Origin of the sequence: Paraburkholderia sp. J69-1 (genome assembly GCF_905220255.1) — a bacterium.
GTDB lineage: Bacteria > Pseudomonadota > Gammaproteobacteria > Burkholderiales > Burkholderiaceae > Paraburkholderia.
In genome coordinates this window covers 21,950-48,213 of record NZ_CAJMZG010000029.1, presented here as the reverse complement: position 1 = coordinate 48,213, position 26,264 = coordinate 21,950, and the positions used below count along the sequence as shown (strand labels likewise).

The 26,264-nt window shown below is 65.5% G+C and carries 17 protein-coding genes; 9 read left to right on the top strand and 8 right to left on the bottom strand.

The genetic code is table 11. The features are described 5' to 3' along the window. Positions 1–221 precede the first annotated feature (221 nt). The 3 genes from U5A67_RS36180 to U5A67_RS36170 all read left to right on the top strand — a co-directional run bounded on the left by U5A67_RS36180 (position 222) and on the right by U5A67_RS36170 (position 3,890). Positions 222–836, top strand: a complete 615-nt coding sequence (locus U5A67_RS36180; RefSeq protein ID WP_321818090.1) for a flavin reductase family protein — start codon at positions 222–224, stop codon at positions 834–836. Between the two features lie 102 nt (positions 837–938). Next, positions 939–1,235 carry a hypothetical protein gene (locus U5A67_RS36175; RefSeq protein WP_321818089.1) on the top strand — a complete coding sequence of 99 codons (297 nt, stop codon included), beginning with the start codon at positions 939–941 and terminating at the stop codon, positions 1,233–1,235. Positions 1,236–1,367: 132 nt separating this feature from the next. Next, complete coding sequence (locus U5A67_RS36170; protein WP_321818088.1) at positions 1,368–3,890, top strand: penicillin-binding protein 1A; 2,523 nt, start codon at positions 1,368–1,370, stop codon at positions 3,888–3,890. Here U5A67_RS36170 and hypD read toward each other — a convergent pair. After that, entirely contained in the window at positions 3,878–5,014 is a 1,137-nt protein-coding gene (gene hypD / locus U5A67_RS36165) for a hydrogenase formation protein HypD (RefSeq protein ID WP_321818087.1), read from the bottom strand. The two genes, U5A67_RS36170 and hypD, sit on opposite strands and share 13 nt — an antisense overlap. A 90-nt stretch (positions 5,015–5,104) precedes the next feature. Further along, positions 5,105–5,479: a HypC/HybG/HupF family hydrogenase formation chaperone gene (locus tag U5A67_RS36160; RefSeq protein ID WP_205986883.1), complete on the bottom strand. Its 375-nt coding sequence runs from the start codon at positions 5,477–5,479 to the stop codon at positions 5,105–5,107. A 452-nt stretch (positions 5,480–5,931) separates the two neighbouring features. Between U5A67_RS36160 and U5A67_RS36155 the strand changes: the two genes are divergently transcribed. Continuing rightward, on the top strand, positions 5,932–6,843 hold the full coding sequence (locus U5A67_RS36155) for a peptidyl-prolyl cis-trans isomerase (RefSeq protein WP_321818086.1): 912 nt from the start codon (positions 5,932–5,934) through the stop codon (positions 6,841–6,843). A 73-nt stretch (positions 6,844–6,916) separates the two neighbouring features. Here the strand turns inward: U5A67_RS36155 and U5A67_RS36150 are convergent, their stop codons facing one another. Together U5A67_RS36150 and U5A67_RS36145 are read right to left on the bottom strand one after the other, a co-directional pair. Further along, a complete protein-coding gene (locus U5A67_RS36150) occupies positions 6,917–8,914 on the bottom strand; it encodes a Cache 3/Cache 2 fusion domain-containing protein (RefSeq protein WP_321818085.1) in 1,998 nt (665 codons plus the stop codon). Positions 8,915–9,222: 308 nt separating this feature from the next. After that, positions 9,223–11,769 (bottom strand): heavy metal translocating P-type ATPase, encoded by a 2,547-nt coding sequence (locus U5A67_RS36145; RefSeq protein WP_321818084.1) that lies wholly within the window; start codon positions 11,767–11,769, stop codon positions 9,223–9,225. A 314-nt stretch (positions 11,770–12,083) separates the two neighbouring features. Here U5A67_RS36145 and U5A67_RS36140 point away from each other — a divergent pair, with 314 nt between their 5' ends. Together U5A67_RS36140 and U5A67_RS36135 are read left to right on the top strand one after the other, a co-directional pair. Continuing rightward, a complete protein-coding gene (locus U5A67_RS36140) occupies positions 12,084–13,499 on the top strand; it encodes a DUF1254 domain-containing protein (protein ID WP_321818083.1) in 1,416 nt (471 codons plus the stop codon). Between the two features lie 254 nt (positions 13,500–13,753). Further along, positions 13,754–17,548: a DUF748 domain-containing protein gene (locus U5A67_RS36135; RefSeq protein WP_321818082.1), complete on the top strand. Its 3,795-nt coding sequence runs from the start codon at positions 13,754–13,756 to the stop codon at positions 17,546–17,548. 64 nt (positions 17,549–17,612) lie between these two features. Here U5A67_RS36135 and U5A67_RS36130 read toward each other — a convergent pair whose 3' ends face one another. Next, positions 17,613–19,076 carry an amidase gene (locus tag U5A67_RS36130; RefSeq protein WP_321818081.1) on the bottom strand — a complete coding sequence of 488 codons (1,464 nt, stop codon included), beginning with the start codon at positions 19,074–19,076 and terminating at the stop codon, positions 17,613–17,615. Positions 19,077–19,394: 318 nt separating this feature from the next. Here U5A67_RS36130 and U5A67_RS36125 point away from each other — a divergent pair, with 318 nt between their 5' ends. Beyond that, positions 19,395–19,997 carry a response regulator transcription factor gene (locus tag U5A67_RS36125; RefSeq protein WP_205987538.1) on the top strand — a complete coding sequence of 201 codons (603 nt, stop codon included), beginning with the start codon at positions 19,395–19,397 and terminating at the stop codon, positions 19,995–19,997. Positions 19,998–20,538: 541 nt separating this feature from the next. Here the strand turns inward: U5A67_RS36125 and U5A67_RS36120 are convergent. Then, positions 20,539–20,856 carry a hypothetical protein gene (locus tag U5A67_RS36120; RefSeq protein ID WP_205987541.1) on the bottom strand — a complete coding sequence of 106 codons (318 nt, stop codon included), beginning with the start codon at positions 20,854–20,856 and terminating at the stop codon, positions 20,539–20,541. Between the two features lie 336 nt (positions 20,857–21,192). After that, the gene (locus tag U5A67_RS36115) at positions 21,193–22,863 is read right to left on the bottom strand and encodes an acyl-CoA synthetase (protein ID WP_321818080.1); all 1,671 of its coding nucleotides are present in this window, start codon (positions 22,861–22,863) and stop codon (positions 21,193–21,195) included. Between the two features lie 153 nt (positions 22,864–23,016). Between U5A67_RS36115 and U5A67_RS36110 the strand changes: the two genes are divergently transcribed. Continuing rightward, entirely contained in the window at positions 23,017–23,745 is a 729-nt protein-coding gene (locus U5A67_RS36110) for a Crp/Fnr family transcriptional regulator (RefSeq protein WP_205987547.1), read from the top strand. A gap of 188 nt (positions 23,746–23,933) precedes the next feature. Then, positions 23,934–24,305, top strand: coding sequence for a DUF4148 domain-containing protein (locus U5A67_RS36105; protein ID WP_321818124.1), 372 nt, complete (start codon positions 23,934–23,936; stop codon positions 24,303–24,305). 50 nt (positions 24,306–24,355) lie between these two features. On the opposite strand, the gene U5A67_RS36100 is transcribed toward U5A67_RS36105, so the two are convergent. Next, complete coding sequence (locus U5A67_RS36100; RefSeq protein ID WP_321818079.1) at positions 24,356–26,071, bottom strand: penicillin-binding protein 2; 1,716 nt, start codon at positions 26,069–26,071, stop codon at positions 24,356–24,358. Positions 26,072–26,264: the final 193 nt, after the last annotated feature.

Here is a 26,264-nt window from a genome sequence, read left to right as displayed (position 1 = left end):
AAGTTTTTGGCGGGGTGGGGCGCCTGCGTGGTGGCGGTTTGTGATTTTTGTTTGTGGATCAAGGAGTTGAGGCGGATTTCCAAGCGTTGTTCACAAGGCTGTCAACGAAATCTGTGGATAACGTGGCCGCTCAATGGTCCCAACTTATCCACTCGCAGCACATTTCCCCACCCCATGTCATAGTGTGAGCCGCGCTAAATCCGCATCAAACCGCCGCTCTCATGTCCGACACCTACTTCTACGACCCCGCCGCCGGCCACGGCCTGCCTCACGATCCCTTCAAGGCCATCGTCGCGCCGCGCCTGATCGGCTGGATTTCCAGCCGATCGCCCGAAGGCGTGCTCAACCTCGCGCCGTACAGCTTCTTCGGCGCCTTCGCCACGTTTCCGGCCGTGATCGGCTTTTGCAGCGAAGGCCGCAAGGACAGCATCAGCAATATCGAAGCGACCGGCGAGTTCGTCTGGAACCTGGCATCGCGTCCGCTCGCGGAGCAGATGAATCGCAGTTCCGCGCCCGTCGCTGCCGATGTCGATGAATTCGCGCTTTCGGGCCTCACGCCCGCGCCGGGACGCAATGTCGCGGTTCCGCACGTGGCCGAAGCGCCCGCCGCGCTCGAATGCAAGCTGCTGCAGATCGTGCGCCTGAACGCGCTCGACGGCACGCCGATGGACAACTGGCTCGCGCTCGGCCAGGTGGTCGGCGTGCATATCCGCGAGGAATATCTGAAGGACGGTCTGTTCGATACGCACGCCGCGCAGCCCATCATGCGCGCGGGCTACCGCGCCGACTACGCGCAGATCGGCGAGATGTTCCAGATGGTGCGCCCGAGCGCCTGAACCCCGGCTCGTGGTCGGGCGAGCGCGGCCGCGCCCGTTGCCCGCCGCCCCGCGCACGCCGATAATGGCCCCACATCGCGCGTCGCGCGGGGGAGACAGTCCATGCAATCTCCGACCGGCTCGGTCGTGGCGCTCAGTTCGGCGGCCTCGACGATGTTTTCGATCGGCATGATCTTTCTCGGCTACTGGGGCCTGCACGAGGCCTCGCCGTGGCGCGCCGGCGACCGCGTGATCGTTGCGCTCGCGCTGGCCGGTTTCGCGTGCCTCGGCAGCGTGCCGTGGCTGGCCACTTCGCCCGCCGCGCCCGGCGACGAGCGGCGCTTTCTGCTCGCGCGCCGCGTGTTCGCCACAGGCGCTTGCGCGGTGTGGGCCTCGATCGCGCTGTCGCTCGTTCTCTAGCGCGCTGAAAGACCGGTCGCGCAGTTTTGGTACGATGCACGCTTTGTCAGCTATCCAGTTGCCCGCGTGAAGCGTTCCGTGTCGTTCATCCGCGCCCTGGGCGCGAAGTGTGCCTCCAGCCTGAAGCCCCTGATGTCGCGAGTCTGCGCGCTCGCGCGCCCGCGGCTCGCCCAGGGCATCCATCATCTGCGCCATCCGACCCGCCGCGGCGTGCTGATCGCCGTGGGTGCCGTGCCCGCAGCGGTCGTGCTCTACGTGCTGGTGCTGATTCCGTTTACGCCGGGCATCGGCGACATCCGCAAGGCGCGAGTCGACCGGCCGGCGCAGATCATGTCGGCGGACGGCAAACTGCTCGCCGAATTCAAGCCGTCGAACCGCGAATGGGTGCCGCTCGCGCAGATTTCGCCGCATATGGTCGACGCGCTGATCTCGACCGAAGATCACCGCTTCTACGAGCACCACGGCATCGACTTCAAGCGCACCGCGGGCGCGGCGCTGCACACGTTCTCGGGCGATCGCCAGGGCGGCTCGACCATCACGCAGCAGCTCGCGCGCAATCTGTATCCCGATGAGATCGGCCGTGCGCCCACGCTCACGCGCAAGATCAAGGAAGCAATCACCGCGTTCAAGATCGAGGCCGTCTACAGCAAGCCGCAGATTCTCGAAACCTATCTGAATACGGTGCCGTTCCTCTACAACGCGTTCGGCATCGAGATGGCGGCGCGGACGTACTTCGGCGTATCGGCGGATCAGCTCAGCGTGCTGCAGGCCGCGACGCTCACCGGCATGCTCAAGGGCAACGCCTACTACAACCCGGTGATCAACCCCGAGCGCGCGCTCGCGCGGCGCAACACCGTGCTTTCGCAGATGGTGAAATACGGCAAGCTCACGCCCGCGCAATTCGCGACGCTTTCTAAAAAGCCGCTGCGTCTGGACTTCGAGCGTCAGACCGAACCGCCTGGCCCGGCGCCGCATTTTGCGCAGCAACTACGCAAGTGGCTGATCGCGTGGGCCGACCGCAACGACTACAACATCTATTCCGATGGCCTGGTCGTGCGCACGACGATCGATTCGCGTCTGCAGGCGATGGCCACGGCATCGCTCAAGCAGCACGCGAACCAGTTGCAGGGCATCGCGAACGGCGCATGGAGCGGGCGTAACGGCTGCTCGGCGGATAACGATCTGTTCAAGACCTTCATGCGCGAAACGCCGGATTTCAAGGCCGCGCACGACGCGGGCGCCAGCGACGCGGACGCGCTCAAGAAGCTCGCCTCGGACCGCAGTTTCATGCGCTCGCTGTGCAAGGCCAAGACCGATGTGCAGGCGGGCTTTGTCGCGATCGATCCGCGCGATGGCCAAATCAAGGCCTGGGTGGGCAGCCGCGACTTCCAGGACGAACCGTTCGATCACGTGCAGCAGGCGCGTCGTCAGCCGGGTTCGACGTTCAAGGCCTTTGTTTATGGCGCGGCGTTCGCCAATGGCGCGAAGCCGTCCGATACGATCATCGACCAGGCCGTGGAAATGCCGCTCGAAGGCGGGGAAATCTGGCGTCCTAACGATGATGTGCCGCCCAGCAACAAGCCGATGACACTGCGCGACGCGCTCGCGTTCTCGCGCAATCGCATCACGGCGCAGGTGATGCAGGCGGTCGGCCCGGACAAGGTGGAGCGTCTCGCGCGCGCGATGGGCGTGCGCGACAGCCAGCTCAACGCGGTGCCGTCGCTGGCGCTGGGCACGAGCCCGGTCACGCTCAAGGAGATGGTGTCGGCGTACAGCACGATCGCCAACGACGGCGTGTATCTGCAGCCGCGCATGGTCACGCGCATTGAGGACAGCAAGGGCGAGGTGCTGGCGGAATTCGGCAGCGCGTCGCCGGAGCGCGCGCTGTCCGTCGACGCCGATCGCACGCTGCTCGACACGATGCGCGACGTCGTGAATCGCGGCACGGGTTCGAGTATCCGCACGCGCTTTGGCATTCGCGCCGATGTGGCGGGCAAGACCGGCACGACGCAGGACAACGCGGACGGCTGGTTCATCCTCATGGATCAGCAACTGGTGGCGGGCGCGTGGGTCGGTTTCGACGATGGCCGCGTCACGCTCAACAGCGATTACTGGGGGCAGGGCGCGCGCAGTGCGCTGCCGATCGTCGGCGATTTCTTCCAGCGTGCGCTGCGCTCGCGCATTGTCGATCCGCGCGCGCGCTTCGATACCGAAGTCACGCCGGGCGCCTTCGAGCAGTTCCGCGATCGTCTGAAGACGTGGATGGACTCGCTGTTCGCTTCGAAGCAGCCCGAGGCGCCGCGTCCGGTCACGCCGGTCAAGCGTGCGCCTGCGCCTGAGCAGCCTGAGCCGGGCGAAGTGCCGCCGTCCAGCGGTGTGGCGGCGGCTTCGTCGTCGGGTGCTTCATCGGCATCGGCGGCTGCGGCGGCTTCGGACGCGGCGGCGGCTTCGGCGATCCTCAACGGCGTCACGCAGCCGGGGCAGAGCATGCCGCCGATTCTCGGGCCGTCGGGCGCTTCGCAGCAGAGCGCGCCTTCGTCCCAGCAGCCGCCGTATCCGGCGCAGGAGCCTTCGCTGGCACCGACGCCCACACCCGATGACGCCGACTCCAGCGGCGGCGCGCCAGCGCAGTACACGCCGCCTCAGGGCAACTGACGCGAAACGCCGCGCCGGGCGGTCCTCAGATCGCCTGCGCGCGCGTCGGTACAGGGGCCGGCGGTCGCGCCCTTGCAGAGTTCGAGCGGCGCGAACGGCGTGCAGGTCGCGCCGGAAGCGGTGCGCAGCGCCTTGCCCGCACAGGTAGCCGTGGCAGACACCGGCGCGATGTCGATCGTCATCTCAGGCAAAGCGAGCGCGTGACGGCGCTCGGCATCCCAATTCGCGAACGCGGGCCGCAAGGCCAGCGCGCTGTGCGGCACCGGGCCGAGGCCACGCCACACGAACGACGCGCGCACGTCGAACACCTCATCCACGAGTCGCTTCGCCTTCGTATCGCCCGCTTCGGTCACGGCGCGCCGGTACTGGTTTTCGGTATCGGCGCGACATTCGTTGATCTGCTCGACCAGCATCAGCACGGCCTGCAGCACGTCGAGCGGTTCCGGTCCCGCGATCACGACCGGCTTGACGAAATCCCCCGAAATCGAGCGATAAGGCGCCACGCCGATCACCTGGCTCACGTGCGAGGGCGCGAGAAAGCCGTTGAGCAGCGCACGCTCGCCGAGGGCATCGTCGGCGAGCAGAAAGCGCATGGCCGCAGGCGTCAGCACGTGATTGCACAGCACGCTGAAATTGCCGATGGCGAGCGCACGCGTGAGCATCAGCGCTTCGGCGGTGGCGGGCGCGGCGGTCTCGAAGCCGGTCGCCAGCCAGACGATCTCGCGCTGCGGATGGGCACGGGCAAGCGCGAGCGCGTCGGCGACCGCGCCGGGCGTGACGATGTCCGCGCCAGCCGCGCGCGCAGCGAGCAGATTGGCGTGGCGTGCGCCCGGCACGCCGAGTGTGTCCTCGCTCGCGCAGAGCGTGACGCCGCGTTCGAGCGCGAGATCGATCGCGTGATCGATGCGGCTGGCGGGCAGCACGCAGCCGGGGCAGCCGGGCCCGTGAATCAGCTCGATCTGCGGCGGCAACAGTGACGCGAGATCATGACGCGCAATCGCCAGTGCATGGCTGCGGCAAAAACCCATCAGCCGATAGCGGCGACGCCGCTCGACGGCATCGCGAATGCGCGCGCTCAGGCCGCGTGCGATGGGATTGTTGCGAATGTCGTCGGTGAATTTCATCGGACGGCTCGCTCGTTTGATTCGACAGGGCGCACGATCCGGGTTTCGGCACCGCGTATGAGCGCGGAAAACATATTCGGAATCCTTCGTTTATTCAAGATGCGTGGTGCCGGCGGGCCGTTGCAGAGCGGCGAAATAGTGGGCCAGGCCGCTGGACGCGTGGCGTGCTTCGAGATCGCCGCGCGCGATGGCGTCGAGCAGATCGAGTGCATCGTCGATCTTGCGCGCCTGCTCCACGCCGATGACGGAACGCGCCGCGCCGTTTAGCGCCAGCACCCACGCACCGGCCGGCAGCGGCCCGGTGCGGGTGAGATCGAGCGCGCAGGCGCCGTGACGCGTGACGGCCTGCGCGGTCAGCCCTTCCGCGCAGACGATGCGCGCGGGCAGGCCGATCCCGGCGCGCGAGCCGCGCGGCGCAGACGAATCTCCGGCTGGCGAGCCGGTGTGGCGGGTAAATTGGAGCATGGCAATCCTGGGGACAGCGGTGCAGCGCATCAGGGCGCGCGCGGCGAAAACGAGCGCGAAAGTTAGCAGCATCTTGGAAGCGGCCGATTGCACGGCGATGAAGCTGTTGATCTTGCGCAAGCTAAAGCAAGGGCGGCGGACGGGTAGCGCCGCTGTGTCGCGGCTGGAGCGTGGTGTCGCGCCGCGGAGCGTGGCAGTTCGGAAACGTTGATCTATGTTGCGGGGGCGCAGGAGGGGGCGCAATGTTTAAAAGATATCCACAGATTTTGTTGGCAACTCTGTGCATAACCCCCATCCCGCCCTCCGCCCGCGAACCCGCCAACACCCCATCCCACGGCGCTTGCAGCGCGCCACCCGAACCGGCTCACCGTCGCATTTCGCATCCACGACCCCGCACAAGCGATAATGCCGGGCGCGGGCCGCTGGCCCTTCCTCTTCTGGAGTCGAATCTGATGTTCCGTATGTCCCCGCTTTTCCGTGCGCTGTGCGCGTCGGCGCTGCTTGTCACCGCGTTGCCCACGTTCGCTCAGGCGCTGCCTACGCCAGCCGCTTCGGCCACGCCGGCCGCAGGAGCGACGTCGGGCGCGTCGCAGACCTTGCCCGCCGGCGCGATGGCCGTGGTCAACGGCGTGCAGATTCCGCAATCGGCGCTCGATAGTGCCGTGCAGGCAGTGATCAGCCGCAACCAGGACGCCACCGACTCGCCCAAGCTGCGCAAGGCGCTCAAGGAGCAGTTGATCGTGCGCGAAGTGATGCGCCAGCAGGCCGTCAGCGCGCACTACGATCAGCGTCCGGAAATCGTCCAGGCATCCGGCACGGACAAGACCGATCTCGTGATTCGCGCGTGGATGCAGGACAACGTGCACGTACCGGCGCCGACGGAACGCGAAATCCGCGCGCGCTACGACACCACGAATGTGGAACTCGGCAAGTTCGAATTCAAACCGCAGGTGATCGTGGTCGCCGACCAGAAGCTTGCGCAGGATGTGATTTCGAAGGCCAAAGCGGGCCAGCCGTTCGATGCGCTGGCGCGCGATTACAGCATGGTGCCGTCGAAGGCGAACGGCGGCGAAATGCCGTGGGTCAGCTTCAGAACGCCGGTCAAGGAAGGCAACACGCATGGCGTGCCGGTGGATTTCGCGCGTGCGCTCGCTCAACTCAAGGTGGGCGCGGTCGCGCCGCAGCCGGTGCGTTCGGGCCAGGCGTGGGTCGTCGTGAAGCTCGAGGACAAGCGCGCGATGAAGGTGCAGCCGTACAGCGAAGTGAAGGAAGAGATCCGCCGCGAACTGACGGCCGAAGCGATGGATGCGGGCGCGGCCAAGCTCGTCAAATCGCTGGTGCAAAGCGCGACGATCATCCAGTAACGCGCGACACGAAGTAAAAAGGGCGCTTGAGTGACCTCAAGCGCCCTTGTGCGTTGACCGACCGCGTTTCGTTTTACCGCTCGCCGCGCAGCTTGAACACGCTGACCAGTTGCGCGAGCGTGGCGGCCTGATCCGAAAGCGCCGCGGCGGCACGCTCGGCGTCGCCGACCAGCACGGCGCTCTGCTGCGTGGCCTCGCCGATCTGCGAGACCGCGATGTTGACCTGCTCGATGCCGCCCGACTGCTCGCGCGACGCCACGCTGATTTCGGCGATGATCGCGCGCACTTCCTCCACGCGCGTGACGATGTCGCGCATCGTCGTGCTCGCTTCGCCCGCGATGCGGTAACCCGTATCCACTGTCGCCGACGATTCCGAAATCAGCGCCGCGATCTCGCGCGCCGCCGCCGCGCTGCGCTGTGCGAGCGCGCGCACTTCGCTCGCGACCACCGCGAAGCCCTTGCCGTGCTCGCCCGCACGCGCGGCTTCCACGGCCGCATTGAGCGCGAGGATGTTGGTCTGGAACGCGATGCCGTCGATCACGCTGGTGATGTCGGTGATCTTCTGCGAGGCGCGGCTGATGTCCTGCATCGTCGCGACCACGCGTTCGACCGCGCGTCCGCCGTCGAGCGCCGCGTCCGCTGCGCCCGTCACCACGTTATTGGCGCGCTGGGCGTGATCGGCGTTCTGCTGCACCGTCGAGGTGATCTCTTCCATGCTCGCCGCCGTCTCTTCGAGGCTGCTGGCCTGGCTGGCGATACGCTCGGCGATCTCGCCGCTGCTTTCGGCGATGCGCGCGGTGTCGTCGCTCATCTGCGCACTCGCGCCGCGCACCTGCGAAACGATCTGCGCGAGACCCACGCCGATGCCGTCGATGGCCTGGGTCAGACGGCCGATTTCGTCGGCGCCTTGCGCGCTCGCCGGGCCTGCTGCGTGCGTCGCTTGCGCCGCGCCGATGCGCACCGTCAGGTCGCCCGCCGCGAGTTGCCCGGCGGCGTGCGCGGCGGCGTCGAGCGGCTGGCTCACCATGCGCCGCGCCGCGTAGATCGACAGCGCCGCGAACAGCACGACCAGCGCGAAGCCGATCGCCGCGAAGTCGTTACGCGTGGTGTTCACTTCGGCCATGATCTCGTCGCGCGGCACCACGCCGCCCACCAGCCACTGCCATTGCGGCACGCTCACGAACGACACGAGCTTGGCGTGCGCGTCGCGCTCGCCGAGCGTGGCGTCGGCGCTGCTGTAATCGAAGGTGCCTTCGTGCGCGTCGAGCATGCGCGAGTAGGGCGCGTTGGCATCATCGAAATGCTGGCCGACGGCGGCCGGATGCACGAGGAAATTGCCGCGTGCCGAGCCGTTCGAGGCGTCCATCACGAAGTAATAGCCGGTGTCGCCCAGCTTCAGTTTGCCGATCTCGCTCTTGATCGCGCCGATCTGCTTGTCCACGTCCACGCCCACGAAGAGCGCGCCGATCACCTTGCCGCTGGCATCGGTAATGGGCTTGTATTCGGTGATGTACTGCTTGCCGAACAACTGCGCGAGACCCGAGTAGCTGCGGCCGTCGAGAATCGGCGCGTAGGCCGGACCTTTGCGGTCGAGCAGCGTGCCGATCGCTCGCGAGCCGTCCTGCTTCTTGAGCGAGGTGGTCACGCGCACGAAGTCGTCGCCGGTGCGGGCGAACACGGTCGCGATGGCGCCGCTGCGCGCGAGGAATTGATCGGGAATCGAAAAATCGAGGTTCAGCACACGATCGCCCACTTTGAAAGTTGGCGTGGCCTTGCCGCCGATATCGACGGTCTGCGTCGGATCGAGCGCGAAGTCGCCGGGCAGGAAGCTGGCGAACAGCGTCATCGAGCGATCGACTTCGGCGTCGAGCGCACTGTCGATCAGCGCGATGGTGGACGCGACCGAGCGATCCTTTTCGGCGATACGCGCGCGCACCTGTTCGCCGACCTGAGTGGCGGCGCTATGGGTGATGGCTAGCGTAAATGCGATAAAGATCGCCGCGACGATCACGCACGAAAGCAGCGCGAGACGCACACCCACACTGGTGCGTCGCTGGACGAATGAAATCATTGAAGCGGTTCCTGAAGAAATGATGCCGGGAACTGGCGCTTTCGAAGCGCTGGCATACGGATTACGGCCAGCTTTAGCGATCCTTGAGGGGTGCAGAAAAAAAGCGCCAACGTTTGCGTATGAATACGCGCGAGCGCCGATATGGGGTGCGATCTGGGTACGTTGATGCGTAAGGGATTGCGCTGGATCGATGCGTGAAAAGCGCGATAGCGTGTCGAATATTTCGCACGCTGAAATATTATTTTGTGGTGCGTGAAAATATAGGAAATGGCGCTGCATATGAAATGCCGCGCCATATAAAGGCGACGTTATGAACGATCGGGACGATCGCGCCAGGTGCGCAGCAGCAGCGCATTGGTCACGACGCTCACGCTCGAAAATGCCATCGCCGCGCCCGCGATCATCGGATTCAGCAGACCAAAGGCCGCGAGCGGAATACCGATCAGGTTGTAGATGAAGGCCCAGAACAGGTTCTGCTGGATCTTGCGCCACGTGCGCCGCGAGATGTCGATGGCGGCGGCCACGAGCGCCGGATCGCCGCGCATCAGCGTGATGCCGGCGGCGTGCATGGCAACGTCGGTGCCGGTGGCCATGGCGATGCCGATATCGGCGGCGGCGAGCGCGGGCGCGTCGTTGATGCCGTCGCCGGCCATCGCCACGATCGCGCCGGTGCGGATCTTCAGATCGCGCACGGTGCGCGCCTTGTCGTCGGGCAGCACCTGCGCGTGCACTTCGTCGATGCCGAGTTGCGCGGCCACGGCCTGCGCGCTGCCTGCGTTATCGCCGGTCACGAGCACGCTGCGGATGCCCATCGCCTTCAATCGCGCGATGGCGTCGCGTGCGGTGGGCTTCACGGTGTCGCCGAAGGCGAGCAGGGCGAGCACGGCGTTCGCGTGCGTGTCCATCAGCCACGAAACGGTGTTGCCTTGCGCTTCGAGCGCCTTCGCGCGATCGGCGAGTTCGGGCGCGACCGCGAGTTGCAGTTCCGCAAGCCAGCGCGCGCTGCCGATGGCGAGACGGCGGCCATCGACCTCGGCTTCCACGCCACGGCCGGGCACGGCGCGCGCCTCGGATGCGGCGGGCAGTGCGGCGCCGTGCGCCTGCGCCTCGAACGCATTCACCACGGCTTTCGCGAGCGGGTGATCGCTGTGCTGCTGGACGGCGGCGGCGAGCGCGAGCGCATCGGAGCGTGCGATGTGTTGCGCGGCTTCGAACGCGGCGAGCGACGGCTGGCCGAGCGTGAGCGTGCCGGTCTTGTCGAAGGCCACGACGCCTACGTCGTGCGCGGTTTCGAGTGCTTCGGCATCCTTGATGAGTACGCCGTGACGCGCGGCCACGCCGGTGCCCGCCATGATCGCGGCGGGCGTGGCGAGGCCGAGCGCGCACGGGCAGGCGATCACCAGCACGGCCACCGCGTTGAGAATCGCGGTTTCCGCAGACGCGCCCGCGAGCAGCCAGCCGCCCAGCGTGAGCGTCGCGATCACGAGGATCGCGGGCACGAACACGGCGCTCACGCGATCGACGAGACGCTGGATCGGCGCTTTCTCCGCCTGCGCGTTTTCGACGAGGCGGATGATGCGCGCAAGCGTCGTTTCCGCGCCGATGGCGGTCGTGCGCACGGCCAGCAGCCCTTCGCCGTTGATCGAACCGGCGGTGACGGAGTCGTCGGGCGACTTCGGCACTGGCAGGCTTTCGCCGGTGATCAGCGATTCGTCGATATGGCTGCGGCCTTCGAGCACGACGCCGTCGGTCGGCAGACGCTCGCCGGGACGCACCACCACGATCGCGCCGACGCGCACCTGGGCGAGCGGCACATCGCGCTCGACGCCGTGTTCGCGAATGCGCGCGCGCTCGGGGCGCAAGGCGTTGAGGGCGCGGATGGCGTCGGTGGTCTGGCGCTTCGCGCGCGCTTCGAGCCACTTGCCGAAGCGCACCAGCGTGATGACGACCGCCGAAGCCTCGAAGTACAGATGCGCGCTCTCGCCGGGATGCGCGAGCATCGCGTAGACGCTCACGCCCCAGGCCGCCGAGGTGCCGAGCGCGACCAGCAGATCCATATTGCCCGCGAACGCGCGCACGGCCTTCCAGGCGGCGCGGTAGAAGCGCGCGCCAAAGCCGAACTGCACGATGGACGCGAGCACGAACTGCGCGGCGGCGGGCAGCATCCAGTGCAGGCCGAGCCAGTGACCGAACATCGGCACGACGAGCGGCGCGCTGAGCACGGCGGCGATCAGCACGGCGCGCAGTTCGCGGCGCGCGGTGGCTTCGGCGATTTCGGCGCGCGACGGGGCGGCGGCGTCCGGTTGATCGTCCGTGGCCGCGGGAGGGGCGTCCTTGACGATGGGCGTGGCTTCGTAGCCCGCTTTCCGGACGGCGGCGACGAGGCGCTCGCGGGTCTCGGCGTCGAGCGGCGCGTTCAGGCGCACCGATGCTTCTTCGGTCGCGAGGTTCACGCTGGCGCTCGCGACGCCCGGCACGCGCGAGAGCACCTTTTCGACGCGATTCGAGCAGGCCGAGCAGGTCATGCCGCCGATCGCGAAGTTCGCGGTGTCGGCGGGGTCGCTGGATAGCGATGCGGATTCCGGCGCTGCGACCGGCGTGGCTTCGTAGCCGGCCTTTTCGACGGCAGCGACGAGTTGAGAAGTGAGCGCGGCGGTGCTGGCGGCATCGGCTGCGGCTTCGACGGTGGCTTTTTCCGTGGCGAGATTGACGCTCACGCGCGCGACGCCCGGCACCTTCGCCAGCGCCTTTTCAACACGCATCGCGCACGACGTGCAGGTCATGCCGCCGATGTCGAGTTCCGCCACGCTGCGGGCCGCCTGGCCCACGCTTTCGGCAATAAGGGGTTCGTTCATGATGTGCAAACGCGATCTGATTCGATAGGAAGCAGTATCTACGTTCCCATCATGGGAAGGTCAAGGGGCTATTTGGGCCCTTTCGAGTCGAGCCAGCGATTCCCCCCCGCCCCCCGTAACGAACAATTGCCTCCGTCAGGCTTTTCTTAGTCTTTTGTGGGCGATACGATAGCGACCGGCGGCATTGGCCCCGCTGCGCGCACTGGACCAACAGCCCTTGGGGGGGCTGGCGCGTTTTGCCGGAGGCCGGTCGACGTCACCCATGGACCGCCCGCTTCGTACAGAACCAACAAATGACAACAAAACGTTGCACTATGCCCTTTTTACGCGCCTGCGCCGCTCTGGCGGGCGTGGCCCTCATCGCCGGATGCGCGTCCGCGCCCGAGGGTGCAGCACCCAAAAACAGCAACGGCTGGGTCAAGGACGAAGTGTCCGACTCCTACGTGTTCGCCTATCCGCTCGTGCTGATGGACGTCTCGCGCGAAGCCGCCACCGGCAGCGCGCCCGGCCAGGCCGCGTCGAACACGCTGCGTAACGCGCAGTCGCTGCCGCCCGTCGGCGCGTCCAGCCCGCCCGAACCCAATCTCGATACGCTCGTTTCGACCGGCTGGCTCGATCTCGGCAATGAACCGGTGCTGATCTCGCTGCCCGATACGCATGGCCGCTACATGGATGCGCGCGCGCTCGACATGTGGACCAACGTGCTCTGGTCGACGGCAACGCCCGCCAACGAGCGCGTGAACGGTCTGAAGGCGCAAACGATTGCGTTCGTCCCGGCCGGCTGGAAGGGCACGCTGCCCGCGCGCGTGAAACGCATCGACGTGAGCACGCGTTATGCGTGGTTCATCGCCCGTATCCAGACGCGCGGGGGCGCCGATCTGAACGCGGTGCGCCGTCTGCAGCGCGGTCTGCGCGTGGCGCCGCTGGCCGCGTGGGACGCGCACGGCAAGCGCGCGGCGCAGGCCGACGCTCAATCCGGCGCGGGTCTGAGCGGCGATCCGGTCGAAACCGGCGCGCCCGCCGCGCGGGTCGCGGCGCTCGACGCCAATGGCTACTTCAACCGCCTCGCGCTCGCGCTGGAAGACAACGCGCCGGTGCCCGACGACCAGCACGCGCTGAAGATCCTCGGCGATATCGGCGTGCATCCGGGCGATGGCGCGCAACTGCCGTCGGGCAGCAAGGATATGGCGATGGTGAACGCGGGTCTCGCCGATGGCCGCACGCGCGTCGCCACGCCGCCGTCGAACCTGCTGGCGGGTAACGGCTGGCTCTGGATCGGCGACGATGCGGGCAACTACGGCCCCGACTATGCGCTGCGCGCCTACGCGGCGTGGGCGTCGCCGGGTCTGCCGACCAGCCGCGACGAAGTGCGCGCGCGCGTCGCGCAGGACAGCGACGGTCACGCGCTCAACGGCGCGAATCGCTATGTGATTCACTTCAGCGCCAAGCGGTTGCCGCCGGTGCGCGGCTTCTGGTCGATCACGGCCTACACGACCGATGGCGCGCTCGATGGCGATGCGCCCGTGCGTATCGCGTTTGGCGATCGCAACGGCGCGCGCCGCAATCGCGATGGTTCCATCGACGTGCATGTGAGCGCCGAGCGTGCGCGTGGCGGCAGCAACTGGGTGCCGGCGCCGAAGGGCGATTTCCGCCTCGTGCTGCGCATGTACGCGCCGAAGCCGCAGGCCACCGACGGCAGCTGGCAACCGGCCGCGGTCGAGCGTCAGTAAGTTGAATCAAAGTCGTAAAGTCTGAACGCAGCGGCGCATCCCGCCGCTGCGTTTCTTCCGCGCGCGGCGTTCTGCGGCGCGCTCCCATCTGTCATTTCCTGTCGATTTCCCCGGCGTTTTACAGCCGCGTATCGCGCCATCGGGCCTATACTTCGGGGCAGTCGGGCCCATCTGTCTGTCGAATTCAGCAGGGCACAGCCCAAGCCGTTCCACCATCCGCGGCGAACCTGTCGCCGCGTCACTGGCCAGCAAGCATGGCAAGCCTCAACAAAGCAACGCTGACTACTTCATTGCAATCGGTGCGCGCCGCCGCGCGTGCGCCGCGTACCCGCAAGATCTTCACGGGTCTCGTCATCTTTCTCGTGGTGTTCGGCCTGCTCGGTTTCTTCGCCGCGCCGCCGCTCATTCGCCATATCGCCGAGCAGCAGTTGAGCCAGCAGCTCGACCGTCCCGTCACGATTGCGCGCATCGCGCTGAATCCCTACACCTTGCGGCTCGAAGCGGATCGCGTGCATATCGGCGAGCGCGGCGCTCAGGGCGAGTTCTTCGATGTCGAGCGGCTGGTGGTGAAGCCGTCGTGGTCGTCGCTCTTTCGCATGGCGCCGATCGTCGATGAAGTGCGGCTCGATTCGCCGCGCGTGACCATCGTGCGGCTCGACGCGCAGCGTTTCAATTTTTCGGATCTGATCGATAAATTCTCGAAGCCGTCCGCCCAGCCCAGCAGCAAGCCCGCGCAATTTTCGGTGTCGAATATCCGCATCGAAAACGGTCAGATCACGTTCGACGATCGCCTGCTCAACGAGAAGCACGTGATCGACCGCTGGACGCTGGGGATTCCGTTTATCGCCACGCTGGCGTCGAAAACCGACATCTTCGTCGAGCCGCTGCTGCGTGCGCGTATCGACGGCGCGAGCACGCTCGCGATCGACGGTAAGACCAAGCCGTTCGCGGCTTCGCGCGAGTCGGAAGTCGAGTTGCGTCTGACCGCTCTCGACGTGCCGAAGCTGCTGACCTATGCGCCGACCAGGCTGCCCATCGCGCTCAAGAGCGGCAAGCTGTCGACCAATCTGAAGCTTGATTTCGTGATGTCGGGCGAGAAGCCGACGCTGCGCGTTTCGGGCACGACGGACCTCGACGATATCGATGCAACCGACAACGCCAACGCGCCGCTCTTCGGTGCGCGCGGGCTGCATGTCGCGGCGGCGTCGCTCGAACCGTTTGGCAACGTTTATCGCTTCGACACGATTCGCCTGGATGCGCCGACCGTCTGGCTCGCGCGCGACAAGGCCGGCGTGCTGAGCGTCGAAAAACTCGTGGGCGCGCCGGCGGCGAAAGCAGAAACGCCGGCCGATGCCAAAGGCAAGCCGGTGGTGAGCGCTTCGGCGGCTGCCGTGGCATCGGCGGCGTCCGCAGTGAAGGCCGAAGTCGCGGAAAAGGCGCCGCCGCTCGATCTCTCGATCCGCCAGTTGGCAGTGACCGACGGCACGCTCCACGTGCACGACGAAGCCGCATCGAAGCCCGTCGATCAGACCTTGAGCAACGTAGCCGCGACGCTTGCAAACTTCTCGACCACGGCGAAAGCGCCCGCGCCATACACGCTCGCCTTGAGCACGCAGGACGGCGGCGCGGCGCAGGTCTCGGGCAACTTCGGCATGGCCGCGAAGCACGCCGATGCGAAGATCGCCTTGCGTGCCTTGCCGCTGCCGCCGATGCAGCCGTATCTCGACAACGCGATGGCCGCGCAGATCGTCGACGGCAAGCTCACGCTCGATTCGACCGTGACGGCCGATTGGGCGAAGTCGCCGGCCGCCGTGCAGGTGGGCGCAAGCACGATCGGGCTCGACGCGATCAAGATCGCCGCGCGCGGCGCCAAAACGCCTGCCGTCGCGCTCGCGAAGGGCACGGTGCAGCTTACGCAGGTCGATCTGGCGGCGCGCACGGCGCAGATTGCATCGGTGGAAGCGAACGGCCTCGCGGTGAACGCCGAGCGTCTGAAAAACGGCGATATCGACTTGATGAAGCTGGCGGGCGGCCATGAAGCCGCGCCGCAGCGCTCGGCGATTCACGCGGCGCAGAAGTCGGTCAAGGAAGGCCCGGCGTGGCACTACAAGATCGATAGCGTCAGCGTGAACGGCGGTTCGGTCAACTTCACGGATAGCTCCACGCAGCGCCCGGTGAAACTGGCGATCGCGCCGCTCGACCTCAAGGTCCAGCAGATCAGCGACGATATGCGCCACGCGCTGCCCATCGAACTGAAGGCGACGGTCAACCGCAAAGGCACGCTGGCGCTCGACGGCGATGTGAACCCGACGCCGCTCAAGGCGCAACTGAAGATCGACGCGAACCGGCTCGACGCCGCGGCTTTCGAGCCGTATTTCGGCAATCAGTTGAATGCCGTGATCGCCAGCGCGCTGCTCAATATGAAGGGGCAACTGGCGGTTGAGCAGGGCAAGGCGCTCAAGGCGAACTATCGCGGCGACGTGGCGCTGGTGGATGTGCGCATGCTCGACAAGGCCACGTCCGATCCGTTCGCGGGCTGGCGCTCGCTCGCGCTGAGCAACCTCAAGGCCACCTACGACGACGCGCGCGGCACCGATGTCGACGCGAGCCGCGTGACCTTCGCGGGCTTCTACGGCCGCGTGTTGCTGGACGCGCAAGGCAAGCTCAACCTCAAGGACGTGGTGGCGCACCAGAGCGGCGAAGCGCAATCGCTCACGCGCGACACCAGCGCCGGGCAGCGCGGCGGCCGCGAGCCGGTGCCGCTCACGCCGCAGGCCGCGAGCGCGCCGGAAATGGCGTCGGCGCCGGTGCCGGCTTCGAGCGCGACCACTGTGACCGCGGCGCAGCCGCCGTCGAAACCGGTGCGCCTGCACTTCGGCCAACTGGTGTTGCAGGCCGGCCGCGTGAACTACACCGACAACTTCATCAAGCCGAATTACACCGCCGACCTCGTGCAGATCCAGGGCACGGTGGGCGCATTCGGCACGGAATCGACCACGCCCGCGCCGGTCGATGTATCGGCGAAACTGTCGGCCAACGGACCGATCTCGATCAAGGGCACGGTGAATCCGCTGATCGCCAAGCCTTCGCTCGATCTCACCGCGAGCGCGCACGATATCGAGCTGACCAACCTCACGCCGTATTCGACCAAGTACGCGGGTTATCCGATCACCAAGGGCAAGCTCAACGTCGATCTGCACTATCAGCTCGCCGATGACCAGCTCACCGCGAACAACCACATCTTCATCGACCAGTTGACCTTCGGCGATCACGTCGATAACGACACCGCGACCAAACTGCCGGTGCGTCTCGCGATTTCGCTGCTGAAAAACCGGCGTGGCGAGATCGACGTGAATATTCCGGTTTCGGGTTCGCTCTCGAACCCGGAGTTCAGCCTCGGCGGCTTGATCTGGAAAGCGGTTTTGAATCTGGTCGCGAAGGCGGTGACGGCGCCGTTCTCGCTGCTCGCGAATGCGTTCGGCGGCGGCGGGCAGGAACTGGGTTACGTGGAGTTCGAACCGGGCCAGGCCAAACTCACCGACGCCGACGACAAGAAGCTCGACACCATCGCCAAGGCGCTCGACGACAAGCCGTCGATCAAGATCGATCTGATCGGCCGCGTCGATCCGGCTGTGGATACGCCCGCGCTGCGCGAGCAGTACGTCGATCATCTGGTGCGCATGCAGAAGGTCAAGGACACCGTGGGCAACGGCGAAAGCGTGGATACGTCCGAGGTGAAGGTCGATCAGAAGGAATACGAAAAGTATCTGACCAAGGCGTACAAGGACGGCGACTTCAAGAAGCCGCACAACATGATTGGCTTCACGAAGTCGATGCCGGTGGACGACATGAAGCAGGCGCTCGCCGAACACGCGCCTGTGGACGACGCCACGCTGCGCGATCTCGCGCAACAGCGCGCGCAGGCGGTGCAGCAGTATTTTGAAGGCAAGGTCGATCCGAGTCGCGTGTTCGTGGTGGCGCCCAAACTCGACGCGAAAGGCATCGACGACAAGGGCGCAACGACGCGCGTGGATTTCGGCCTGAAGTGAGGTCGTGACGGCGAGGCGCGCCGGTGTACGCGCCTCGCAGGAAATCGCGCTTGAGGCTTGAGCGTTATGCGGCGAGCGCAGCAGGCACGCGCCGTTTGACCCACTGCGTTGCCTGATCGTAGGCATGCGCAATCTGCAGCACGGACAGATCGGCTTGCGGCTTGCCGATCACCTGCAGACCCATCGGCAAGCCTTGCGCATTGAAGCCGGCCGGCACGCTGACCACCGGCAAACCCGCCAGACTCGCGCCGATCACCACTTCCATCCAGCGGTGATAGGTGTCCATCTCGCGGCCCGCGATCGACTTCGGCCAGGGCTGGCTGGCATCGAACGGGAACAGTTGGGCGCTCGGCAGCGCGAGATAGTCGTAGCGCTCGAACAGCGCGAGCAGCGCGTTGTACCACTGGCTGCGCGCGACCGACGCATTCCACACGTCTTCGCCCGAGAGGCTGAAGCCGCCTTCCACTTCCCACTGCGCTTCGGGCTTGAGCAAATCGCGCTTCGCGGGATCGCGATACAGCGCGCCCAGCGAGCCCGCCACCGAAAAGTGACGCAGCGTGCGCCAGCAATCCCAGAGTTTTTCCATCGGATAGTCGGGCTGAGCGGCGTCGACCTGGCAGCCGATTGCGCCGAAATCCTTCAGCGCCGTTTCGCAGAGCGCGAGCACGCCGTCTTCCATCGGCAGATAGCCGTCGTAGTTGCCGAGCCAGCCGATCCGCGCGCCGCCGAAGTCGCGCGCGAGCGGTTGCGTGAACTGCGCGCCGTCCTGGGCGATGGAGAGCGGCGCGCGCGCGTCGTAGCCGGCTTGCGTCGACAGCAGCATGGCCATGTCGGGGACGCTGCGGCCCATCGGGCCTGCATAGCCGAGCTGGTTGTAGAACAGATCGGCGGCGGGCACCGAAGGCACGCGCCCTTGCGACGGACGGAAGCCGAACACGTTGTTCCAGCCCGCCGGATTGCGCAGCGAGCCCATCATGTCGCTGCCGTCGGCCACGGGCAGCATGCGCAGCGCGAGCGCCACGGCCGTGCCGCCGCTGCTGCCGCCCGCGCTGCGCGTGGCGTCATAGGCGTTGAGCGTGGTCCCGAACACCGTGTTGTAGGTATGCGAGCCCAGACCGAATTCCGGCGAATTGGTCTTGCCGATAAAGATCGCGCCTTGCGCGCGCATGCGTGCGGCCATCAGGGCGTCGGCTTTCGGCACTTCGTCGCGGAAGATCGGCGAGCCTTGCGTCGAGGCGATGCCCGCGGTGGCCGTGAGGTCCTTCGGCGCCTGCGGCATGCCGTGCAGCCAGCCCTTGTATTCGCCGCGCGCGAGTTGCGCGTCGTGTTCATCGGCTTCCTTGAGCAGCGCCGCGCGCTCGCGCAGCGACACGATCGCATTGGCCGGCGTGTTGACGCGCGCGATGTGATCGAGGAAAGCGCTCATCACTTCGCGGCACGAGACCTTGCGCAGGCGAATCCATTGCGAAAGTTCGAGCGCGTCGGCGGCGACGATGTCCTGGGGTGTGGCGGGCGATGCCTGATTCATGTGCGACTCTCGTGAACGGTGGTTAAACGATGGATTGCGGATGGAACAGGGGCAGCTTTTATTGTCGCGCGTCAAACTCGCAAGCGAAAGGAAACGGCTGGTTGCCGCGTGAATCAGCGGTTGCCGCTTTGGGCGAGATTTAGCCGATATGGATCGGTTTCGCCCCGTTGATAACGCGATGCATCGGGTTAACCCCCGCGACTTGGGCTTCGTCGTTTCAGATTTTTCCTATGCAAAAAGGGGAGTGTGTCGTTCAGGCTGTAGTTTTCAAGCCGAAAGGCAATCCGAATTCACGCCCCCGAAAACATGGAACAAAAAATGAAGCGCATCGTGGTTATCGACGATCATCCGATCGTCCTCAAGATGCTCGCCAACGTCCTGCATACCGAATATGAACTGGTGGGCGAATGCGGTGATGGGGAAGAAGGCCTGCGTCTCGTCCACGCCTTGCAGCCAGATCTCGTTATTCTCGATCTCGAATTGCCGAAGCTCGATGGCCTGTCGGTCATTCGCGGCATCCGCGCGAAGCCGTTCGATACGCGCATTCTGGTGTTGTCGGCCAAGCCCGAACAGGTCATGGCCAATCACACGCGCATCGCGGGCGCGAACGGTTATGTGAGCAAAAGCCGCGGCGTGGAAGAACTGTGTGGCGTGGTGAAGGCGGTGCTGCTCGGCTACGACTGTTTTCCGGCAGGCAGTTGCGGCGGCGGGCGCGACGTGGCGCTCAACGGGTTGTCGCCGCGCGAGGTCGAGGTGCTGCAATATCTTGCGCGCGGCATGAGCAACAAGGGCGTGGCGGCACGCCTCGGTCTTTCCGACAAGACCGTGAGCACCTACAAGACGCGCGTGCTCGATAAGCTCGGTGTGTCGTCGCTGGCGGCGTTGATCGAATTCGCTACGCTGAACAAACTGATCGATTGATTCATGTGCAGAAGTGCTGCGGCCGCGTGCCTTTCATGGGTACGCGGCCGTTTTATTTGCAGGTCGCTTCGCGTGGCATCGATGCGTAAGATGTGCAGAAAAGCACGCAAGGACCATAAAACCAGCGCGCAAAAAAAAGCCCCAACCAGTTGTGGTCGGGGCAATGAGAATACACCGTGCGCTCCGGGGAACGAAACGCCCGATTACCTTACCGTCACGGCGCAAACGAAGCAACGCGACTGCATTACCCTGCATTACCCTCTGCACGATGATTCATCCAGCAAGCCGCGCGCGGATTCCAGCGCGGCGAATGCAAACACGCCCTGAACGGTTGAGGATCAAGGCTGAAATCGATTCGGATACCGAATCAGGCAAAAGAGGTTTCAATCGCGCCGATGCGCGCGTCGAGTAAGTAAAGGAAATACGATGCCGATCGGGTGTTTGCATACGCATTGCATTGCGCATGCCGACAATGCGCCGAGGCCGGTCTTTCCTTGCGGAAGAGACCGGCCTCGGCGGTCACGCCTGATCGATCAATCGATCAGTAGCGCGGCGGGGGCGGCGGACGATGATCGTCGTCGCGGTAGTGCGGGGGACCCGCATCGTGCGGATGATGGTGCATCCACTCGTCGTGTTCCCAATAGCGGTGGCCGTCCCAGTAACGGTTATCGTGCCAGCCGATCGACAGTTGCACGCCCACCGGCATCATGTGCGCTTCGCCGTAATGCGGCGCCGAGTCGGCGCGCAGACCGTAAGGCGCAGACTGGGCGAAGGCGCTCGAGGCACCCATCAGCGCACCGCCTGCCAGCAGCGCGGCTGCGAGAGCGCGTGCGGGGGTCTTCCAGCTCTTCGTGTTCATGTTCTTTCCTCCTCTTCGAGATCGCCATTCGCCTGGTGCAGTGCATGGTGCGCTGCGTTGCGTTCGGCCATGGATCAAAGCTTATCGGGCGGAAGTCGGTGAATACGTGAGCACTTGTAAGCTTTCATTTCGAGCCAGCCGACGCCTGAAATCGCCGATTTAACCTTTAGGCCTTGATGCGAAAAGGATTACCGGGTCTTTCTGAACCTTGCCATCGCGTTTCAAAGGGTCAGGTTGTCAAGAGGCGTTACATTCCATGCCCGGCTGGCTTTGGCTCATACGAATGGTTGTGATCGCAACATGTCAATCACGATTCATTTTCCATTCATATTCCTTTCATTTGCTCGATTTTCCAGATTCCGGTGTTTTGCCGAGGTCGATTGCAGCCTGAGAACCCACTTGCGCACGCAACTCGTATTTCTGGATTTTGCCCGTCGCGGTACGCGGCAACTCGCCAAACTTCACCACGCGCGGCACCTTGTAATGCGCGAGCAAACCCCGGCAATGCGCGATGATCTCTTCGGCGGTTGCGCTTTCGCCGGGGCGTAGTTCGACGAAGGCACACGGCACTTCGCCCCATTTCGCGTCGGGCATCGCCACGACGGCGGCGAGCGCCACGGCCGGATGCCGATACAGCGTGTCCTCGACTTCGATGCTCGAAATGTTCTCGCCGCCCGAAATGATGATGTCCTTGCTGCGATCCGTGATGCGCACGTAGCCGTCGGGCGTCATCACGCCGAGATCGCCGGTATGGAACCAGCCGCCGCGGAACGCGTCATCGGTGGCGCGTTCGTTCTTCAGATAGCCCTTCATGCAGATGTTGCCGCGGAACATGATTTCGCCGAGCGTTTCGCCGTCGTTGGGCACGGGTTCCATCGTCGACGGATTGCGCACGCTGATGCCGCTCTGCAGGTGATAGCGCACGCCCTGACGCGCGGCCAGGCGCGCCTGTTCGTCATCGGGCAGCGTTTTCCAGCTTTCCTGCACCGCGCACACCGATGCCGGGCCATAGACCTCGGTGAGCCCGTACACGTGCGTGAGTTCGATGCCGATGGTTTTCATCTTCGCGATCACGGCCGGCGCGGGCGGGGCGCCCGCCACCATCGTACGCACCGTATGCGTGATGCCTGCGCGATAGTCGGCGGGCGCATCGGCGAGTGCGCCTTGCACGATCGGCGCGCCGCAGTAATGCGTGACGGCTTCGCTGCGAATCAGATCGAACACGAGCTTCGCGTCGAATTTGCGCAGGCAGACGTTCACGCCCGCGCGCGCCGCCACGGTCCACGCGAAGCACCAGCCGTTGCAGTGAAAGAGCGGCAGCGTCCACAGATAGACCGCGTGCTTCGGCAAATCCCATTCGAGGATGTTGCTGACTGCGTTCAGATACGCGCCGCGATGGTGATAGACCACGCCCTTCGGATCGCCGGTCGTGCCCGAGGTGTAGTTCAGCGCGATTGCGTCCCATTCGTTGGCGGGCGGCCGCCAGGCGTACTCGGGGTCGCCTTGTTCGAGGAAGGCTTCGTAGTCGGTGGCGCGCGGGAAATGCCCGGCATCGGCGGGCGCGATATCGGCGACGCTGATGATCTTCAGTTGCGGAAACTCCAGCGCCGCACGTTGCGCGAGCGCCGCGAATTCCGTATCGACGATCAGCACTTTCGCTTCGCCATGGCGCAGCATGAAGAGCATGGTGGCCACATCGAGACGCGTATTGAGCGTGTTGAGCACCGCGCCGAGCATGGGCACGCCGAAGTGCGCCTCGACCATCGCCGGAATATTGGGAAGCAGCACCGCGACGGTGTCGCCGCGCCCGATGCCGGCGCGTTCGAGCGCGCTCGCAAGACGCCGCGTGCGCGTGTAGGTTTCGCGCCAGTTGCGGCGCACGTCGCCGTGCACCATCGCCAGGCGATCGCCATAGACTTCGGCGGCGCGCGCGATGAAATCGACGGGCGTGAGCGGCACGTAATTGGCTTCGCGCGGCGCGAGCCCCTGTTCGAACGGGTGCGTCATGGTGCTCTGTCTCCTGTCTGGCCTTCTGGCGGACGATTTGTCGGTATGATTCCCGCTACCGTAGCAGGGCCGCGCGCCCGAGTCTGTCGTTCGCGCGACAGAGCCAGACATGGCGCGTAAAAGCGGATTTTTCACTTCGAGATCAGCGCCGCGATGCACACCGACGAGCCACCCATTATGCCCCCGGAAAACGACGCCGCCGCGCGTCTGGCGGCGCTGTTCGAGCGCTGCGCGTGGTTCCGTGCGCTCGCGCCAGGGCATCGCGCCTGGGTGCTCGAAAGCGCGCATGCGCAGCACTACGCGGCGGGTGCGATCGTGGCAGCGCGCGAAGCGCCATCGGCGTACTGGCTGGGCGTGAGCAGCGGACTCGTCAAACTGGCGATCTTCAATGCTTCGGGACGCGGCTGCACGTTTTCGGGCGTGCCGCACGGCGGCTGGTTCGGCGAAGGCAGCGTGATCAAGCGCGAGCCGCGCAAATACGACGTGATCGCGCTGCAGCCGTCGCTGGTGATGGCCGTGCCCGCCGATACGTTTCATCGGCTCATGGACAACAGCCTGCCGTTCAACCGCTTCGTGATCCATCAGCTGAACAACCGCATGGGCGAGTTTATCGGGCTGATCCAGAACAGCCGTCTGCTCGATGTCGATGCCCGCGTGGCGCAGGCGCTCGCGCAGATGTTCAATCCCGACCTCTATCCCGAGACCGGCCACGCGCTGGAGATTTCGCAGGAAGAGATCGGCATGCTGGCGGGCGCATCGCGTCAGCGCGTCAATCAGGCCTTGCAAACGCTCGAACGCGAAGGGCTGGTCACGCTGTCGTACAACCGTGTGGATGTCGCCGATCTCGACGCCCTGCGGGCTTTCGGGCGCGATCAGATCTGAGCCGCATCGCCGCGTTCTGGCAGAAGTCCTCACCAATCTTCCTGAGACTGGAACAGTCCTCCCCTCGCGGCCCGGTTTTTGGGTGCGCAGGCGCTGCGTAGACTTGTCGCATCGACTCGCCGGACGCACGGCAGATCGCCCGCGCAGCGAGTCCGTTCAGACCACAGGAGAGTACGGTGAAGAACGCAATGCTACGCACGGCGCTGGTTTCGATGATGGCAGTGATTCCGGCGATATCGTTCGCCCAATCAGTCCAGTCCGTCCAGAATGGCCCGCTGACACGCGCCCAGGTGATCCAGGAACTGGTCGATCTGGAATCGGTTGGCTACAGCCCGGCGTCGGGCAACGATGTGAACTATCCCGACGATGTGCAGGCCGCAATGCTTCGCCTGCAGGCGAAGCGCGCCGCCGAAGCGCGGGTCGCGCAACAACAGCAGCCGCAGCAGGACCTGAATCAATCCGGTTATGGCGCGCAGCCGGCGCAGACGAGCGAAGCGGGCGGCCCGGGCGCGGCAGCCGCGGTACGTCGTGCCGAGCCGGTGGTTTATCAGCATCACTAAACAGTGTTGCGGGTTCGGATGAAGAAGCGCGGCCCTTCAGCCGCGCTTTTTTATGCGTCGGGCGGCACGCCCAGCATTTGCAGCGTGCCTTGCATGACGCCCGAAAACACCGGCCCGGCCACCGTGCCGCCATAGAACGATCCGCCCGCCGGATCGTCGATCATGACTGCGACGATCACGCGCGGCGCGCTCATCGGCGCCATGCCGACAAACAGCGCGCGATAGCGGTTCTTCGCATAGCCCGCGCCGATCTGTTTGCGTGCGGTGCCGGTCTTGCCGCCCACGCGATAGCCTTCGACATTTGCCGCGCGGCCCGTGCCGCCTTCGCGCGTGGCCATTTCCAGCATGTTGCGCAGCGACGCCGCCGAGGCGGCCGTCGTGACCGCGCGCGGTTGCGTGGCGGCCGATGCGTTGCCGTTCTCGTGCAGCAATTTCGCGGGATACATCGTGCCGTCGCCGGCATAGGCCGTATAAACCTGCGCGATCTGTAGCAGCGACGCCGACAGCCCGTAGCCATACGCCATCGTCGCCTGCTCGACCGGACGCCAGCGCGCCCACGGCCGCACGCGCCCGGCTGCGGCGCCGGGGAAGGTCACTTCGGGCCGCAAGCCCAGACCGTATTCCTGATACTTGTTCCAGATAGTCTGCGCGGGCAGATTCAGCGCCATCTTCGCGAGCGCGATATTGCTCGACTTCTGGATCGCTTCGGACACCGTCATGCGGCCGTGATTCGAGGTGTCGTGAATCACAGCGGGGCCGATGCGGAAGGTGCCCGGCGTGGTGTCGATGATCGTGTTCGCGTTGACCTTGCGCAGATCCATCGACAGCGCGGCCACCACGGGTTTGATCGTCGAGCCCGGCTCGAAGGTGTCGATCACGGCGCGATTGCGCAACTGGCGGCCCGTGAGGCGCGCGCGATTATTCGGATCGAACGATGGCCAGTTCGCCAGCGCGAGGATGTCGCCGTTCTGCGCGTCGAGCACCACGACGCTGCCGGCCTCCGCATGATTTTTCGCGACGGCGGCCTTGAGTTGCGAATACGCGAGTTGCTGCACGCGGCGGTCGATGGTGAGCTGCACCGTGTCGCCGTTGCGCGGCTGGATGCGCTCGCTCGGCTCGGAGATCACGCGGCCCAGACGGTCGCGGATCACTTCGCGCTGGCCAGGCGTGCCGTGCAGACGTTTGTCGGCGGCGAGTTCGACGCCTTCCTGGCCTTTGTCCTCGACGTCGGTAAAGCCCACCACGTGCGCGGCCGATTCGCCTTCGGGGTAGAAGCGTTTGGAGTCGGCGATCAGCGTGATGCCGCCGGTGGCCATTTCATCGATATGGGCGGCGGTTTCGGCGTCCACCTGACGCTTGAGCAGCACGAACGAGCGCTCGGGCGGCAGACGGCGGCGCAGTTCGGCGACCGGCATGTCGAGCAGTCTGGCGAGCGGCGCGTGCGCGGCTTCGTCGAGGACTCTGGGATTGGCCCAGATTTCGAAGGTTTCGAGGCTCACGGCGAGCAGCGCGCCATTGCGATCGACGATACGCCCGCGCATGGCGTCCAGTTCGAGCGTGCGCTGATAGCGCTTTTGCCCTTGCTTGACGTAGAAACCGTGATTGACGACCTGGACCCAGAGCGCACGCCCGGCGAGCGCGGCGAACGCGGCAAAGACGATGAACACGACGAGTTTCGAGCGCCAGGCGGGCAACTGCGGCGCCAGCATCGGATGGCGGGTCGCAGTGGCGTGCGGGTCGCGCGGCGGTTTCCTGGAGCGGATCATCGAGTGGTGCTGGGCGGATAGTCAGAATGTTATTGTAAACATAGAGTAATTAAATTGAAATTTAAGGTGGCGCTTGGCGGTGCTTGGTGGCACTCGGTGGCGCACGAGAAAACTGATTGCGCGCAAAGAAAGGGGGATTGCCACGCATCCCGATTGCTGCGTGACCCGCCTTACTTTAGAGTAAGGAGCACCA

What these genes read in the sequence shown, in the direction of transcription:
- U5A67_RS36180 (WP_321818090.1), top strand. Translation starts at nt 222, where the DNA reads ATGTCCGACACCTACTTCTACGACCCCGCCGCCGGCCACGGCCTGCCT.
- U5A67_RS36175 (WP_321818089.1), top strand. Translation starts at nt 939, where the DNA reads ATGCAATCTCCGACCGGCTCGGTCGTGGCGCTCAGTTCGGCGGCCTCG.
- U5A67_RS36170 (WP_321818088.1), top strand. Translation starts at nt 1,368, where the DNA reads ATGTCGCGAGTCTGCGCGCTCGCGCGCCCGCGGCTCGCCCAGGGCATC.
- hypD (WP_321818087.1), bottom strand. Translation starts at nt 5,014, where the DNA reads ATGAAATTCACCGACGACATTCGCAACAATCCCATCGCACGCGGCCTG.
- U5A67_RS36160 (WP_205986883.1), bottom strand. Translation starts at nt 5,479, where the DNA reads ATGCTCCAATTTACCCGCCACACCGGCTCGCCAGCCGGAGATTCGTCT.
- U5A67_RS36155 (WP_321818086.1), top strand. Translation starts at nt 5,932, where the DNA reads ATGTTCCGTATGTCCCCGCTTTTCCGTGCGCTGTGCGCGTCGGCGCTG.
- U5A67_RS36150 (WP_321818085.1), bottom strand. Translation starts at nt 8,914, where the DNA reads ATGATTTCATTCGTCCAGCGACGCACCAGTGTGGGTGTGCGTCTCGCG.
- U5A67_RS36145 (WP_321818084.1), bottom strand. Translation starts at nt 11,769, where the DNA reads ATGAACGAACCCCTTATTGCCGAAAGCGTGGGCCAGGCGGCCCGCAGC.
- U5A67_RS36140 (WP_321818083.1), top strand. Translation starts at nt 12,084, where the DNA reads ATGCCCTTTTTACGCGCCTGCGCCGCTCTGGCGGGCGTGGCCCTCATC.
- U5A67_RS36135 (WP_321818082.1), top strand. Translation starts at nt 13,754, where the DNA reads ATGGCAAGCCTCAACAAAGCAACGCTGACTACTTCATTGCAATCGGTG.
- U5A67_RS36130 (WP_321818081.1), bottom strand. Translation starts at nt 19,076, where the DNA reads ATGAATCAGGCATCGCCCGCCACACCCCAGGACATCGTCGCCGCCGAC.
- U5A67_RS36125 (WP_205987538.1), top strand. Translation starts at nt 19,395, where the DNA reads ATGAAGCGCATCGTGGTTATCGACGATCATCCGATCGTCCTCAAGATG.
- U5A67_RS36120 (WP_205987541.1), bottom strand. Translation starts at nt 20,856, where the DNA reads ATGAACACGAAGAGCTGGAAGACCCCCGCACGCGCTCTCGCAGCCGCG.
- U5A67_RS36115 (WP_321818080.1), bottom strand. Translation starts at nt 22,863, where the DNA reads ATGACGCACCCGTTCGAACAGGGGCTCGCGCCGCGCGAAGCCAATTAC.
- U5A67_RS36110 (WP_205987547.1), top strand. Translation starts at nt 23,017, where the DNA reads ATGCACACCGACGAGCCACCCATTATGCCCCCGGAAAACGACGCCGCC.
- U5A67_RS36105 (WP_321818124.1), top strand. Translation starts at nt 23,934, where the DNA reads ATGCTACGCACGGCGCTGGTTTCGATGATGGCAGTGATTCCGGCGATA.
- U5A67_RS36100 (WP_321818079.1), bottom strand. Translation starts at nt 26,071, where the DNA reads ATGATCCGCTCCAGGAAACCGCCGCGCGACCCGCACGCCACTGCGACC.